A 15,009-nucleotide genomic window follows, 5' to 3' on the forward strand; every position below is an offset into this window, starting at 1 on the left:
CATGCCATTGTTCGCGTCGGTCATGACGGCCGTGCTGGCGTCTTCGACCCTGGGGGCGCCGCTGGGTTTGGGAACGGCAAGCAGCGAGGCCTTGTACAAAGCGTATTCCAGCGCCCTGGACGAGGGCTTTCAGGCCATGGGGCCCAGCATGAAGCGCGCGCTGGCGACGTATTGCCAAGATGGGCAGTCTGTCGATGGCTACTGTTTTTGGGTGGCGCAAGGGGCCATCATAGGTAGCCATCTCAGCGGCAATTACGAGGATGTGCTGCGCTACGGCGATCGTTACGCCGCCGCGAGGCTGGCCGACCTGCGGTCCAGGCGCGAGCCTGCCGGCGCCTGCCTGCCTACATACGTGAGCACGGTGAAACCGGGCACGACGAGCACCTTGATCTCGTGGAGTTCCCCTGTGCCGTCGCTGATCTACCTTGCGCAAGCCCGCCTCAAGCGGCCCGCGACGGGCTCGTATTATCAGGCGTTCTATTGCGCGCGCCGGGCGAAGAATGAGCTGCTGGACGCCTATGACCCCGAGCATTCCAGCGTGCCGGCGAGCGAAGCGGAAGCGCGCGTGGCCCGCAAGTTCGAGGCGGAAATCCTGCGGCCGATGCGCGCGGAGAGCGAGCGGCTGCAAGCTGAACTCACCCGCACGATCCAGTCCGACAGCACGGCGCTCAGCCGCAATTTTCTACAGAATGCGGTGCTGTACGGAAACGCCTATGCCGCGTGCAGCCGGGCCCGCTTCCCGGCCAATCTCTGCGGCTACCTGAGCGCGGACCGCATCGAGGTGGAGTTTTACGAATCCAAGATTTGAGCTTGCGGGTCGACCCGGCCCTCAGCCCCCGGCCGGCAGCACCCGGATCCCCGTGCGCTTGACGAATTCCTCGTAGCTGATGGGCGGCCCGGCCTTGGTGCTGGCGGCGTTCGCCTGCCAGTGCACCCACGAGCGTCCCGAAGTCGCGTCGTACACGACTTTGTAGATGTAAGCGGGCACGGCGACTCCCGAACCGATGGTCTTGGGCTTGTCGGCATAGACCGGCCCCGTGAAGACGTACACGTCGCCCGCGGCGCGCATCACGTATTTGCGCGTGTCCTGCTCGATGCTGCTCCAGGCGCCGCCATTGTGCGTCTGGTCCTGCGGCACCATATTGGCCAGCGAGAAACTCTGCGCCATGGCTTCGGGGCTGGACATGTCGCCGGCCGGCGCCATGTGGCCGCGCGAATAGCCGGAACCGCGGTAGTCGTCCAGTTCGGCCCGTTCGGCGCGCGGCAAGCGCGCCTCGGCATAGAACTTGTCGGTCCGGCGCTGCCCTTGGGCCTGGGTCAGCATCTGGCGGTTCAGGCGTTCGGCCACGAACACCGGCGTCTTGGTCTGCCCGTCATGCAGGATGGCGAAGGCGGAAAAGCACACCTCACGCAGCTTCTGGCCGCCCGGCACTTCGGGCGGGCGTGAATGCGGAAAGAACTGCCGGCATTCCGCAAACATTGTTTGAACTGGCGCCCCGGTCCGCGCCGCGGTCGGTACTGCCGCAGGCGTCGCGTGTTCGCGCTGCTGCGGCCAGCCCAGGCGCGTGATGACGTCCTGCACGGGCGCCGGAATCCGCCACTGCGGATTCAGCATATAAGTGGCGGCGCCGAAACTCGCCAGGGACGAGAACAGCAGGGCCTTCAGGAACCGGGGGAAACGGCCGCTGGACCGGGAACCGGCGCGGGCCTTGGATCTGCTGGGGGGACTTCTCTTCTTGGAAGTGGGTGTCTTCGCGCGCGTCATTACTACCTGTGAGCTACTGCCCGATTGCGGTTGGCAACCGGCACCGCCACGGATTGTAGATGAGTGGCAAATTTGCCACTGAGCGCGATTGTTTCTTCATGCGAGACAGTGGTGTCGCGCTACCGCTACATATAAAGAAACCGCTCCGTGCAAGGGGTTACGCTATGTTTCAACGACATATTTCCCACGTAGAATTTCTGCTGGCCCCGCGATGCGGCGGCGCGATATCCAAGCATTCAAGATGTACGTTGATCTCCTCACCCTTTACTTCATCATCATCGGAACGCTGCTCGCCAGTGCAGGCCTGACGTTCTGGGAGCATCGGACCCATCCCAACCGCAGCGGATCATTGCGTATCCTGGCCGCGGGCTTCGCCACGCTTGCCCTGGGCTGTACCGTTGTGCTGTTTCGCGCGAAACTGCCCAGCCCGCTGGGCTCGGCGGTCGCCAATCTCATCGTCCTCAGCGGCTATCTGCTGATCATGAACGGCGCGGCTTCGCTCAGCGGCCGGCGCTATCGCGCCGCTTCCATCGGGCTGCTGATTGTCATGGCCCTGATCTGGCTGGCGGCCGGCGCCCAGCGGGAAGATCTGGTCTGGAAGTACGTCAGCGCATTCCCGATCGCGCTGGTCAGCGGCATGACGGCTTGGGAGCTGCTGCGCTGCCAGTCGCTCAGGTCGTTGACGCCGCTGCACATCGCGACGGCGGCGGTTAGCATCCACGCGCTGGTCTACGCCGCCCGGGCTTTCATCTTGCCCTGGTGGGTGGCCGAGCATGGTCCCGGCATACACCTGACCGCCAGCACGCTCACCATGTACGAAGGCGTGCTGTATTCGATCGTGCTGCCGATGACGCTACTCAAGCTGATCCGCGAAGAAACCCATGGCCAGCTGCTGCGCGAATCGCAGACCGACTACCTGACCCGCCTGGGCAACCGCCGGTGGTTCTTCGAACAGGGCGCGCGCATCATCGAGGGCGGGGCAGGGCGTGGGCCTGTTGCGGTCCTGGCGTTCGACCTGGACCAATTCAAGGCGATCAACGACAGGCATGGCCACCAGGCGGGCGACCAGGTGCTCAAGTTTTTCGCGGAATCGGCCCGTTGCGTGCTCGGCCCCGACGTGCTGCTCGCCCGCATCGGCGGCGAAGAATTCGCCGCGCTACTGTCCGGTCAGGACGCCCGGCGCGCCACCGTGCTGGGCGCGGCCGTGGCGCAGCACTTTGCCGGCACGGTGTCGAGGCGGGAGGACGGCGCCGGCATCCCGGCCACGGTCAGCGTCGGGCTGGCGCAGTTCGATGACAAGGTTCCGCCCCTGGCCGATGCGCTGGCTGCGGCGGACCGGGCCTTGTATCAGGCCAAGGCGCTGGGCGGCAACCGGGTGGAATTGGCGTTTGCGGCGGCGGGTTCGGTGAACTGCTGAGGACGCCCGGCCCCGGCGCGAGTCAGCCGTTTTTGCGCCTGGACCGCGGCCTGGGCGCCACGCCCATGCGCGGATCGCGCGCCAGCGCCAGCCGCGCCATTGCCGCCGCAATCGTCTCGAAGTCCTCGTCGGTCTGGGGCAGGTATAGCCATTTTCCCAGCACCGGGTGCGGCCGCAGGGCCGGAAATTCCGTCAACAGCGCCTCCTGGCGTTCCTGCGAGGTGCACACCAGCAGCCCGCTCCAGGGATCGTCGCGGTCGGCGGCCACCAGGTACAGCAGGCCATCCAGGTACGCCGCATCGCAGCCGAACATCTTGCGGCGCATGTAACCGGCGTCGCGTTCCAGAGGCTCGAGGATCCAGAGCAGGGAATTGAGGCGGACGGTCCGTTGCTTCGGGGGTGGGGCGAATGGGTCTGATCGGTTGCGCATGGAATGACGCCAGGCGGGGTGCGGTTGCGGCGGGTGCCTAAGAATAATGGTAATAATGGCGCCAGATCAAAGTTTCCACTGCGAGGGGATAGCGTGCATTGCTCTAGATGCGGAGCCGCCCATAAGGGCAAGAACAGCGTGTGCGACGAATGCGCAAGAGTGTTGGGCAATATGCGCAGCAAGGACATCTTCGCATCGGACGCGGGCAGTTTTACGGCGGCCGAGACGCCGCCAGCTACGGCGAGTCCGCAGCCCGCCGCCAATCCGCCAGCCGCTGCGGCCTCTCGCGGCAGTTGGGCTGAAGCATTCCAGCGCTACAGCATCGTGCCCCTGCGGCTGCGCGGCAAACCCGTCAAGGCGGCCTGGCTGTTGACAGGCGGCGCGGCAGGCTTGGCGATCACCGCCCTGGGCGTCTACGCCTGGGGGATGTCGGCGTGGTGGTTCATCCTGATTTTCCTGAGTTTCATCAGCCTGGACACCGGCGGTGATCTGAAGCGTAGGCGCTATTCGCGGTTTTTCATGATGTGCAACCTGGAGGCCAATCGCGCTGGCGAGGTTTTCTACACGGAGATTGGCGGCCAATGCCCCGTATGCGATGGGGAATTGAAAATCAGGGAAATCGGGCCGAAGCGCCACAAGGAGACGACGGCGGTGTGCAGCGTGAATGGCAAGCATCGCTGGCGGTTCGATCCCAGAGTGCTCGGCGATCTTTGACGCCTGCGGCCGGCGCAACCCGTCGGCCGTTTTGTCCGGGCGGCGGAGCCGGTTCCGCCGCGCTGCCTATAATGGCTGCGATCCCCGCTTCGACGGCAGCCTTGCCGTGCTTCATGTCCTCTTTGCCTCTACGCGTGCTGTCGGTCATCCCGCCGATGACGCAGCTCAATACCCCGTATCCGTCCACCGCCTACCTGACCGGCTTTCTGCGGTCGCGCGGCGTGACCTCGTTCCAGGAAGACCTGGCGCTGGCCCTGGTGCTGCGCCTGCTGTCGGCCGACGGCCTGCGCGCTGTCGCGGAACGCGTCGCCGCCTTGCCGGCGAGTAAGCGCAGCCCCGCGGTCCAGGCCTTCGCGGAACAGGAGGCGCGCTACGTGGCGACCATCGCGCCCGTGATCGCCTTCCTGCAGGGCCGCGATTCGACGCTGGCGCACCGCATCGTCGGCCGCAATTTCCTGCCCGAGGGGCCGCGCTTCGGTTCGCTGGACGTGTATCTGGACGAAGAGGGCGGCGATCCGCTGGGCTGGGCCTTCGGGGCGTTGGGCCTGCATGACCGCGCCAAGCACCTGGCGACGCTGTATCTGAACGATCTGGCCGACGTGCTGCGGGACGCGGTGGACTCGCGCTTCGAGTTCGTGCGCTACGCCGAATCGCTGGCGGGCAGCCAGCCCACGTTCGACCCCTTGGCCCAGGCGCTGGCGGCCGCGCCGACGCTGGTGGACGACATGCTGCGCAGCCTGACCGCGGAGGCGCAGGCCCGCCACACGCCGACCATGGTGCTGCTGTCCGTGCCGTTCCCGGGCGCCGTTTACGCCGCCTTCCGCATCGCTCAAACCATCAAGGCGCACGATCCCTCCATCATCACTGTGCTGGGCGGCGGCTTCGTCAACACCGAATTGCGCGAGCTGAAGGACCCGCGGGTCTTCGACTATTTCGACTATGTGACTCTGGACGCGGGCGAACGCCCCTTGCTGTCGCTGCTGGAGCACGTGCAGGGCAAGCGTTCGCGCCAGCGCCTGGTGCGCACCTTCCTGCGCGAGGCCGACACGGGCGCGGTGCGCTATGTGAACATGGTCGAGCCCGACATCGCCTTCGCCGAAGTGGGCACGCCCACCTGGGACGGCCTGCCGCTGGACCGCTACCTGTCGCTGCTGGACATGCTGAATCCCATGAACCGGCTGTGGAGCGACGGGCGCTGGAACAAGCTGACCGTGGCGCACGGCTGCTATTGGAAGAAATGCAGCTTCTGCGACGTCAGTCTGGACTATATCGGCCGCTACGAAGGCGCGTCCGCCGAGGTGCTGGCCGACCGCATCGAGGCTATCGTGCGCGAAACCGGGCAGACCGGTTTCCATTTCGTCGACGAAGCCGCGCCGCCCAAGTCGCTCAAGGCGCTGGCGACCGAACTTATCGCCCGCAACACCGGTATTTCGTGGTGGGGCAATATCCGCTTCGAAAAGACCTTCAGTCCCGAACTTTGCGAACTGCTGGCGGATAGCGGCTGCATCGCCGTATCGGGCGGCCTGGAGGTCGCCTCGGACCGCCTGCTCAACCTGATGAAGAAGGGCGTCTCGGTGGAGCAGGTGGCGCGGGTCACGCGCGCCTTCACCGACGCCGGCATCCTGGTGCACGCCTACCTGATGTACGGCTTTCCCACGCAGACCGTGCAGGACACCGTGGACGCGCTGGAATACGTGCGGCAGCTGTTCGACAACGGCTGCATCCAGAGCGGTTTTTTCCACCGTTTCGCCTGTACGGTGCATTCGCCGGTGGGCAAGAACCCGGAGGAATACGGCGTCACTTTGAAGCCCTTGCCGCCGGTCACGTTCGCCAAGAACGACGTCGGCTTTCATGATCCTACCGGCGTGGACCACGACGCGCTGGGTAAGGCATTGAAAAAGGCCATCTACAACTACATGCACGGCATCGGGCTGGACGAGGACGTGCGCAGCTGGTTCCCGTTCAACGTGCCGAAGACCACGGTGGCAAGGCACCGGATCAGCAGGGCGTTGAGCCAGCGGGGCTAGGGCCGGCGCAGCGGGCGTAGAGCCGCGCCCGCGCGCGGGGCTGCCGCCGCGCTAGCGCAGCAATACGTCCTCGTAGAACGCGCCGATGGGCCGCTGCGCATCGCGCACCTGAATCTCCAGCACCCAGATGCCGTCGGCGGGCACGAAGTCCGCCTGTGCCAGCAGGTGCTTGCCATACAGCGCATGCGGGAAATCTGATACCCGGTGTCCGGGAATTTCCCGCACCAGCTCGCAGCCCAGCTCGCGCGCATATTCGGAGGCCCGGTCGTAGAGGGCAGCGCCCGTCAGGCCTTCCAGCCACGCCAGGCGGGCACGCTTGAACACCTCGCGCGCGGCCTCGGCGCAGCGCTGGCGGTCCGCGTCCGCGCCCAGCACGAAGGTGTCGCCGTAGTCGCCTTCATGACCGTCCCACACGGGCCCGATGTCCAGCACGAAGATGTCGTGCTCTTGCAGCTTGCGGTCGTAGTCGGTGGGCTGGACGGGCGGCGATTGCGTGTCCGGGCCGAAGCGCACATAGGTCGGATGCCAGTTGTTGGACGCGCCCATCTGGCGCAGGTGGCCGTCCGCCACGGCGATGGCCTCGCGCGTGGTCATGCCGGGCCGCATCAGCGCGGCGATTTCTTCTACCGCCTGCATGGAACGCCGGCGCGCGTCCAGGATGCCGGCCAGCGTGTAGCGCGGGCTGATGCGCTCCCAGGGATGCGCTTCAGGCTGTGGCGCGATGCCGGCCGCGCCGCCGGCCGCCGGATGGAAGGCTTCGGCGCGATACCGGTCTGCGGGCAGGCCGGCCGCCAGCAGCCGTTCACGGGCCGCGCTCACCATCGCCGGATTGCCACAGGCGTAAACCAGGCTGCGGGACCAGTCATGGCCGGCCGCCACGGCTGCGTCCTGCACGTGCCGGCCGGCATGGCGATGCTGCGCGCCATCTGCCGCATCGGCGTCCTGGCCGTCCTGAGCCGTGGACAACACCGCATGCCACTGGAACCCGTCGCCTTTGCCCTGCAAGGCGTTCAGCATCTGGCCGGCGTAGCAATCGTCCGGCGTCCGCCCGCCCCAGTAGAGCGTTACCGTCTTCAGCGCGCGGCTTTGCAGCGCGGCCATGAGGATGGGCGCCACGCCCGCGTAGCCCGTGCCGGTGGCCAGCAGCACCAGGTGGTCTATGCCTGGGGGCATCTCCGCGGGCCAGGTGCAGTCGCCCTGCGCGGCGTCCAGGGTCAGTGCGTCGCCGGGTCGCAGCCCGGGCAGGATGCCGTCGGTGAAAGCGCCGCCGGGCATGCGGCGGATATGGAATTCGAGCCGTGCAGGCCCGGCCGCGCCCGGTGCGTTCGCGATCGAGAAGTTGCGGCGGGCGCCGCCGTCCAGGATCAGTTGGGCATGCTGGCCGGGCAGGTAGCTGTAGACATCCCCATCTTGCAGTTCAACGATGAGCTGGGTGACGTCCGGCGCCAGCGGCAGGCGCGACACCACGCTGGCGCGGCGCGGCGGCGTGGGCTGCTCGGGGGCGCGCCAGTGCGGGAAGCGCAGCGTCAGGTCGCTGGCGGCGCGGCATTGGCACATCAGCAGTTCGTCGTTGGCGGTCTGGTAGCTGCCGTCCGTGGGCGACGCGATGCGTTCGTAGCTGCCGTCTACCACGACGGCGCGGCATGAGCCGCAGGCCCCACGCTGACAGGAGAAGGGCACCGGTACCCCCTGGGTCAGGGCCGCCTCCAGGATCGAGGTCTTGCCGTCCGTGAGGAAGGGGCCGGTCTCCAGGGTGATGGTATGGCAGGTAGCGGTCATGGCAGGTTCCGGAAAAATTGCCCCACAAAAGGGGCGCAGGCCTTCAATCTACCGATAGAATGGCTACATGAAATAGAGCCATTTCCGTGAATATGAACAAGCCACTTTCCGAGAAACAGTCAGGCGCGAAGCGCCAGGAAGCCAGCCTGGACTTGCCGCGGGATGTGGCGCGGCCCGGGGAGTCCAAGCAGGCCTGGGTCTACCGCGAGATCCGCGAACGCATCTTGAAGGGCGCGCTGCCCTCCGGCGCGCGCCTGCCGTCCACGCGCAGCCTGGCCGGACGCTGGCATATTGCGCGCTCCACGGTCGAGGCTGCCTACGATCAGCTGCGCAGCGAAGGCTATACCGCGGGCACGGTCGGATCGGGTACTTATGTGGCGGCGGTGATCCCGGACAACTTCTTCCGGACGGGGCTGCCAGGCGAGGGCGCCGCTACGCCCAAGGCGCGGGGGCCGATGTCCGCATCGCAAGCAGCCATGGCCGCGCCCCCGCCAGACGCCAGCGCGCCGCCGCCTGCGCCGCACGTGGCCGCGCTCTTGGCGCCGTTCCCGTCCAACTCCCTGTTCTTCTCGCGCAGCGCCGACGCCGCGCTCTTTCCCATGGAACGCTGGCGCAAGGGCTTGATGGCCAGCGCCCGGCGCGTGACGCCGGCCCAGTTGGCCAACGACGAGCCGCAAGGTTGGCGCCCGCTGCGCGAGCAGATCGCCCGCTACCTGGGCGCGGCCCGTGGCATCAGCTGCGATCCGGACCAGGTCATCGTGCTGGGCGGCATCCGGGACGGCCTGGACCTCTGCGGCCATCTCCTGTTGCAGCCGCAGGACAGGGTGCTGATCGAGGATCCCGGCTACCTGAACGCCGAACCCATCTTCGGCCAGTACACCCGCCACGTCGTGCCGCTGGCCATCGACGCCGAAGGCTTTCCGGTTGCGCGGGCCCGCAATCAACGCGGCGTGAAGCTGGTGCACGTCACGCCCGCCCACCAGGCGCCCACCGGCGTCACCATGCCGGTCTCGCGCCGCCTGGAGCTGCTGGACTGGGCCGCGCAAGCCGGCTGCTGGATCGTCGAGGACGACTATGACAGCGAATTCAGCTATGACGGCGCGCCGCTGGCCGCCCTGAAAAGCCTGGACACGGCCGACCGCGTCATCCACTGCGGCAGCTTCAACAAGACCCTGTTCAATGCCTTGCGCATCGGCTATGCGGTGGTACCCAAGGCGCTGGCGCCCGCTTTCGTGCAGGCACGCCGCCGGGCGGGGCGCTCGCCCAGCATCATCGAGCAGATGACCTTGGCAGCGTTCCTGCAGGACGGCAGTTTCGCGCGCCACGTGCGCAAGGCGCGCGGCGTCTACGCGCGCCGCCGCGACGCCGCGCTGCGCGCCTTGCGCCAGGCGGTTGGCAGCGACGAACTGCGCGTCAGCGGCGAGCACGCCGGCTTCCATCTGCTGTGGCGGCTGCCGCCGGGCTGGGATATGACGCAGGCCGTGGTGGCGGCGCGGGCTGCGGATGTGGGCATGCAGCCGCTGGCGGATTTCTGCCGCAAGGTAGACCTGCCGCCGGGCGTGGTGGTGGGCTATAGCGCGGTGCAGGAAGACGCCTTGTCGAGGCTGGGAACGCTGCTGGCGCAAGCGGCGCCGGGCGAAGGCCCGCAGCAGGACCCGGCGCTGCTGCGCCGCCTGCTGCGAGTCAAGGACCGCATGGACGCAGCCTCGCACGAAGCCTGGCCGGTGGAGCGACTGGCCGAGGTCAGCGGCGTTTCCAAGGCGCACTTCGCCCATTCCTTCAAACGCGCCTTCGGCCTGCCGCCGCATCGCTACCTGCTGACGCGGCGCATCGAGCAAAGCGTGGCCATGCTGCGGGATACGGAGCAGAGCGTCACGGAAATCGCCTACGCCACGGGCTGGGAAAGCCTCGGCACGTACAGCCGCATCTTCCGCGACGTCACAGGGCTGAGTCCCAGCGCCATGCGCGCGCAGGCGCGGACCGACATGCAGCCGCTGGACCGGATGCCCGCCTGCGTGGTGAAGGCCGCGCAGCGCCCCGATCTCAATATCGCTGTTTTGGAGAAGCGGCGCCGCGAGGCCGACGGTAAATTTCCGCCATCAACCCAGGAGGTCTTATGAACTTAGGCATCAATGTGGCGGGCGTGTACGTGGACGATCAGGACGCGGCGCTGGCGTTCTACGTCGACAAGCTCGGATTCCGCATCCATACGGACGTGCGCAACGGACCGTACCGGTGGCTGACGGTGCAGCATCCGGATCAGCCCTCGTTTCAGCTCGGCTTGTTCGCGCCCGGTCCGCCCATCCACGACGAGGCCACCGCGCAGACCTTGCGCGCCATGGTTGCCAAGGGCGCGATGCCGCCTCTGGTGCTGCACGTGGCCGACTGCCGGGAAAGCTACGCCCGGCTGCAGGCGCAGGGCGTCGAGTTCACGCAGGAACCGATCGAACGCTACGGCAGCGTGGACGCGGGCTTCCGCGATCCGGCGGGCAATGGCTGGAAGATGATCCAGGCGCCACGGGGCGCGGCATGACATCCGGCCCCGGGCGATGAAGGCATGATCAGTAGATGATCCGCACCGAGGCAGCGCTGCGCTCGGCCCGCGTGCGGGAGACGGCTTCGATGTTGTTGCCGTCCGGATCCAGCACGAATGCCGCGTAGTAGCCGGGATGGTAGGCAAGACGCTCGCCCGGCGGGCCGTTATCCCGGCCGCCGTGCGCCATCGCCGCCCGGTAGAAGGCATCCACCATGGCCTGGTCTTCCGCCTGGAAGGCCAGGTGTATGCGGCCGGTCAGTTCGCCCTGTACCTCGGCGCTGCCGGGCGCGGAGATGAACAGCTCGTCCGCCCAGAAGTTCTTGTCGTCGGAGGCGCCGATGGGAATCTTCAACGCATTGCAGACTGCGGTATAGAACGCCTTGCTGGCGGACAGGTCGCGCACGACCAGCCCGATGTGATCGATCAAGCGGCCCTTATGTCGTTCTTTCTGCGCCATGAATCGCTCCTGGCTATCGAGTGGGGGGAGAATCAGCGGTGTCAGACTACGCTTGCCGGGTTCCTGTTTCAAGCTGCCGCGCAGCCGTCTTGGATGCCGCGCTCACTCCTTGCCGGCCATGGCCCGCATGGGTTGGCAGGTCAGCTCCTTCTCTTCCTCTCCGAATTCCGCCAGGTCCTTGCGCGCCTTGGTGTAGGCGCGCAGATACTCCGCATCGAACACCAGGGACGACACGCCGGACTCGCGGGCGGACGATTGCTGCCGCTTCTTCAGTATCTCCAGCAGCTCGGGGGTCAGCACCTTGCAATACTCCATGATGGCGTGGATCTGGGCCAGCGAGGTGGCCCGCTCCAGGTTCTGCTGCGCCGAGGCGGTTGCGGCGGGCAGCGCCAGGACGGCAGCCGCGGCCCAGGCGGCCGGTTTGAGCAGGGGATGGGGCATTGCGGGGCAGTTCCGTTCGTATTGCGAAAGACCGCATTTAACACGATCTGCGACCGGGCTTCCGCCGACGCCTTGGTAAATGCAGCTGTCGGTCTACAATTCCCCCCGCTCCATCCGGGGGCTCAGGCTGTCCGTACGTGTAGTGTCGATAAGGGTCTACCCATGCGTCTGAACCAGTGCCAGAACTTCCACGACTTTCGCCGCATGGCCCGCCAGCGGCTGCCGGGCCCCATCTTCAATTACATCGACGGCGCCGCCGACGATGAAACCACCTACCGACGCAACACCGCGGCCTTCGAATCCTGCGACCTGCTGCCTGACGTGCTGCGCGGCGTGTCCGACGTGGACATGTCGGTGACCGTCATGGGCCAGAAGCTGGCGCTGCCGGTCTATTGCTCGCCGACAGCCTTGCAGCGCCTGTTCCATCACGATGGCGAACGCGCCGTGGCCGCCGCCGCGGGCAAGTTCGGCACCATGTTCGGCGTGTCCTCGCTGGGCACTGTCAGCCTGGAAGAAGCCCGCAAGATCAGCGGCGGCCCCCAGGTCTACCAGTTCTACTTCCACAAGGACCGCGGCCTGAACCGCGAGATGATGGCCCGCGCCAAGGAGGCCGGCGTGCAGGTCATGATGCTGACCGTGGACAGTATCACCGGCGGCAACCGCGAACGCGACAAGCGCACGGGCTTCGCCATTCCGTTCAGGCTGAACCTTGCCGGCATCGCGCAGTTCGCGGCCAAGCCGGCCTGGGCGCTCAACTACCTTACCCATGAACGCTTCCGGCTGCCGCAACTGGACACCCACGTCGACATGGGCGGCGGCGCCATGTCCATCAGCCGTTACTTCACCGACATGCTGGACCCGGCCATGACCTGGGACGACGTCGCCGCCATGGTGCAGGAATGGGGCGGACAGTTTTGCCTGAAGGGCGTGATGTCGGTGGAAGACGCCAGGCGCGCGGCCGACATCGGCTGCACCGGCATCGTGCTGTCCAACCACGGCGGCCGCCAATTGGACGGCTCGCGCAGCGCCTTCGACCAGCTCGCCGAGATCGTCGATGCGGTCGGCGACCGCATCGACGTGATGATGGACGGCGGCGTGCAGCGCGGCACCCATGTGCTCAAGGCTCTGGCCTTGGGCGCCAAGGCGGTGGGGCTGGGCCGCTACTACCTGTTCCCGCTCGCCGCTGCGGGCCGGCCCGGGGTGGAGCGGGCGCTGGAACTGATGCGGGTCGAGATCGAGCGCGCGATGAAGCTGATGGGATGCCGGACCGTCGCGGAATTGCAGCGGCGGCATTTGCGGTTCCGCTGATCGATAGCGCCAGACGGATCGGGCCGGGCGGCCCGATCCGCGGGCTTGCGCGTCAGAAGGCGATCTTCACGCCGAGCTTGCCGTTGAAGCTCTGCCCGTCGCCCCGCAGGCTGATCTCCGAGCCCACGCTGCCGTACACCGAGACGTTGCGCTTGACGCCCACGTCCGCGCCCAGATTCAGTTGCACCGACGTGCCCTTCATGTCAGCCCGGAACGGCACATAGCCATTCTGAGAAGAGAATTCCGTGGTCGGGTTGGTCAGGAACTCATTGACCAGGCTGGCGCGCAGCCAGGTGGTAGCGACGCGCTTGCCGTCCGGTCCCGGATCCAGCTCCACGGTGCGCGCCAGGCGCACGCCCAGGCGGCCCCTCAGGCTGTCGACGTCGTTGAAGCGGATCTTGGCGGCGCCGTCGTTGGCGTCATTGAGATTGACGTTCTGGAACACCAGCTGCGCCTGGGGTTCGATGACCCACTCGTCGTTCAGGCGGAACGGATAGCCGCCTTCCAGCGAGGTCGCGAAACCGAAGCCGCGGGTGTCCAGGTTGTAGCCGGCCGGGGAACGGCCGTTGTCGACGTCGTAGCGCGTGCCTTGGATCACGGCATCGACATACCAGCCTTCCTTGCCGATATGCGTCCAGTAGCCGCCCAGCGTCACGCCATTCATGGCCGCTTGGCCAGCGGAGCGGCCGTCGAGGTGGTCGACGTCGGCCGTGGCGCGTCCGAAGGCGACGTAGGCGCCTGCGTGGTCCATGCTGCCGTTGGCGTTGGCGCGGCGGTAGAGATCCACGCCGGATTGCAGGCCATAGATCTTGTAGTCGTAGTCCGGGCCTCTGGAGCCCAGGATGCCCGAGTTGCTGCCGTTGCGTTCGCCGGTCACGCCGATGACGCGGCCCCAGGCCAGGGAATTGCCGCCGGCCGGGGTGGAGGGCAGGGCGTAGCGCGCCTCGCCGATGCGCTCGTGCAGCGAGTCCAGAAAGGTCGCGCCGTAGCGCAAGGCCAGCTCCGGCGTCGCCACGGCCGTGGAGACTTCGGGCCGGTAGTTGGGCGGCGCCGGCGGCGTGGGCGTGGGCGGATTGGGCGGAATCGGCGGCACGGGCGGATTCGGCGGCACCGGGGGTTCCGGGTCCTTGCAGGCGGGATTGCTGGGCGCGGCGGCGCAGTCCACCGTCGAACGCAGGTACCAGTTCTGCAGCCCGCTGCCGTCCACGCTGGAGCGTTGCAGCGTATAGGCGTAGGGGCCCGCGGCGACATAGCCGCCGGCATTGCCCAGCGTGAACGCGCTGGCGGCGGTCGTGCCGCCATTGACGGCATCGACAAGCAGGATGCCGTTGCCGGTGGTCACTGCGCCCGCGCCGCCGGCATTGGCGACGATCAGCGACGACGAGCCGGAAGCGGTCCCGCCATTGATCACCAGCCGGTCCGACGGCGAACCGTCGCCGCCCAGCAAGGTGTTCATGGCGATCCTGCCGCCCTGGCCGACGTAGTTCGGCGTCGTCAGCGTGGTGCCGGGCGCGGTGCCGCTGCCCATGTTGATGAGTCCGGCGTTGATCACGCCGGCCGTGGCCTGGCTGTAGCCATTGAGATCGAGCGTGCCAGCAGCCGTCACGTTCACGGCCGAGTTCGGACTGAGCGTGGAGACCGCGCCGGCGCGCAGCACGCCGTTATTGATGTTGGTCGGGCCGCCATAGGTGTTCTGGGCGGTCAGGATCGTGGTGCCGCTGCCGTTCTGATTGACCGTGCCGTTGCCGGAGATCAGGCCCGCGAACGTCACGCTGTCAGAGCGGTTGAAACTCAGTGCGCCGTTGTTGGCTACATTGCCCAGGATGCCGCCGGAGGTGCCGCCATCGCCTAGCTGCAGCGTGCCCGCAGAAATCGTGGTGCCGCCCGTGTAGGTATTGTCGGCCGTCAGGATCGTGGTGCCGGCGCCGATCTGGTTGACCGTGCCGCTACCGGAGATCAGGCCCGGGAACGTCTGGACGTCGGAGCGATTGAACGTCAGTGCTCCATTGTTCGCCACATCGCCCAAAATGGCTCCGGAGGTGCCGCCGTCGCCCAACTGCAGCGTGCCCGCAGAAATCGTGGTGCCGCCCGTGTAGGTATTGTCGGCCGTCAGGATCGTGGTGCCGGCGCCGATC

The 15,009-nt window shown here is 67.1% G+C and carries 13 protein-coding genes; 7 read left to right on the forward strand and 6 right to left on the reverse strand.

From position 1 onward, the window contains the following. The first annotated feature begins 1 nt into the window (after position 1). Entirely contained in the window at positions 2–808 is an 807-nt protein-coding gene (locus tag AC3WOB_RS24485) for a hypothetical protein (protein ID WP_207464233.1), read from the forward strand. Between the two features lie 21 nt (positions 809–829). Here AC3WOB_RS24485 and AC3WOB_RS24490 read toward each other — a convergent pair whose 3' ends face one another. Further along, entirely contained in the window at positions 830–1,765 is a 936-nt protein-coding gene (locus AC3WOB_RS24490) for a DNA/RNA non-specific endonuclease (protein WP_492276432.1), read from the reverse strand. Between the two features lie 241 nt (positions 1,766–2,006). Between AC3WOB_RS24490 and AC3WOB_RS24495 the strand changes: the two genes are divergently transcribed. After that, on the forward strand, positions 2,007–3,182 hold the full coding sequence (locus AC3WOB_RS24495; RefSeq protein WP_492276433.1) for a GGDEF domain-containing protein: 1,176 nt from the start codon (positions 2,007–2,009) through the stop codon (positions 3,180–3,182). Between the two features lie 22 nt (positions 3,183–3,204). Here the strand turns inward: AC3WOB_RS24495 and AC3WOB_RS24500 are convergent, their stop codons facing one another. Beyond that, on the reverse strand, positions 3,205–3,612 hold the full coding sequence (locus AC3WOB_RS24500; protein WP_492276434.1) for a hypothetical protein: 408 nt from the start codon (positions 3,610–3,612) through the stop codon (positions 3,205–3,207). Positions 3,613–3,783: 171 nt separating this feature from the next. Between AC3WOB_RS24500 and AC3WOB_RS24505 the strand changes: the two genes are divergently transcribed. Then, on the forward strand, positions 3,784–4,326 hold the full coding sequence (locus tag AC3WOB_RS24505; protein WP_492276435.1) for a hypothetical protein: 543 nt from the start codon (positions 3,784–3,786) through the stop codon (positions 4,324–4,326). A gap of 113 nt (positions 4,327–4,439) precedes the next feature. Next, the gene (locus AC3WOB_RS24510; RefSeq protein WP_492276436.1) at positions 4,440–6,353 is read left to right on the forward strand and encodes a B12-binding domain-containing radical SAM protein; all 1,914 of its coding nucleotides are present in this window, start codon (positions 4,440–4,442) and stop codon (positions 6,351–6,353) included. A gap of 51 nt (positions 6,354–6,404) precedes the next feature. Here the strand turns inward: AC3WOB_RS24510 and AC3WOB_RS24515 are convergent, their stop codons facing one another. Next, a complete protein-coding gene (locus AC3WOB_RS24515) occupies positions 6,405–8,132 on the reverse strand; it encodes an NAD(P)H dependent flavin oxidoreductase family protein (RefSeq protein ID WP_492276437.1) in 1,728 nt (575 codons plus the stop codon). A 92-nt stretch (positions 8,133–8,224) separates the two neighbouring features. Between AC3WOB_RS24515 and pdxR the strand changes: the two genes are divergently transcribed. Continuing rightward, positions 8,225–10,252, forward strand: a complete 2,028-nt coding sequence (gene pdxR / locus AC3WOB_RS24520; RefSeq protein WP_492276438.1) for a MocR-like pyridoxine biosynthesis transcription factor PdxR — start codon at positions 8,225–8,227, stop codon at positions 10,250–10,252. Continuing rightward, a complete protein-coding gene (locus AC3WOB_RS24525) occupies positions 10,249–10,665 on the forward strand; it encodes a VOC family protein (RefSeq protein WP_492276439.1) in 417 nt (138 codons plus the stop codon). The genes pdxR and AC3WOB_RS24525 overlap by 4 nt, the downstream gene beginning before the upstream one ends. A 28-nt stretch (positions 10,666–10,693) precedes the next feature. Here the strand turns inward: AC3WOB_RS24525 and AC3WOB_RS24530 are convergent, their stop codons facing one another. Both AC3WOB_RS24530 and AC3WOB_RS24535 read right to left on the reverse strand, forming a co-directional pair. After that, positions 10,694–11,125: a VOC family protein gene (locus tag AC3WOB_RS24530; RefSeq protein WP_492276440.1), complete on the reverse strand. Its 432-nt coding sequence runs from the start codon at positions 11,123–11,125 to the stop codon at positions 10,694–10,696. A 102-nt stretch (positions 11,126–11,227) separates the two neighbouring features. Next, complete coding sequence (locus AC3WOB_RS24535; protein WP_492276441.1) at positions 11,228–11,566, reverse strand: hypothetical protein; 339 nt, start codon at positions 11,564–11,566, stop codon at positions 11,228–11,230. 162 nt (positions 11,567–11,728) lie between these two features. On the opposite strand from AC3WOB_RS24535, the gene AC3WOB_RS24540 reads away from it, so the two are divergent. Then, positions 11,729–12,874 (forward strand): alpha-hydroxy acid oxidase, encoded by a 1,146-nt coding sequence (locus AC3WOB_RS24540; RefSeq protein ID WP_207464223.1) that lies wholly within the window; start codon positions 11,729–11,731, stop codon positions 12,872–12,874. Positions 12,875–12,926: 52 nt separating this feature from the next. Here AC3WOB_RS24540 and AC3WOB_RS24545 read toward each other — a convergent pair. Beyond that, positions 12,927–15,009, reverse strand: a 2,083-nt coding sequence (locus AC3WOB_RS24545) for an autotransporter family protein (RefSeq protein WP_492276442.1), incomplete at its 5' end; no start/stop codon positions are given.

Source organism: Achromobacter sp. FW305-C-30-7 (genome assembly GCF_058783105.1).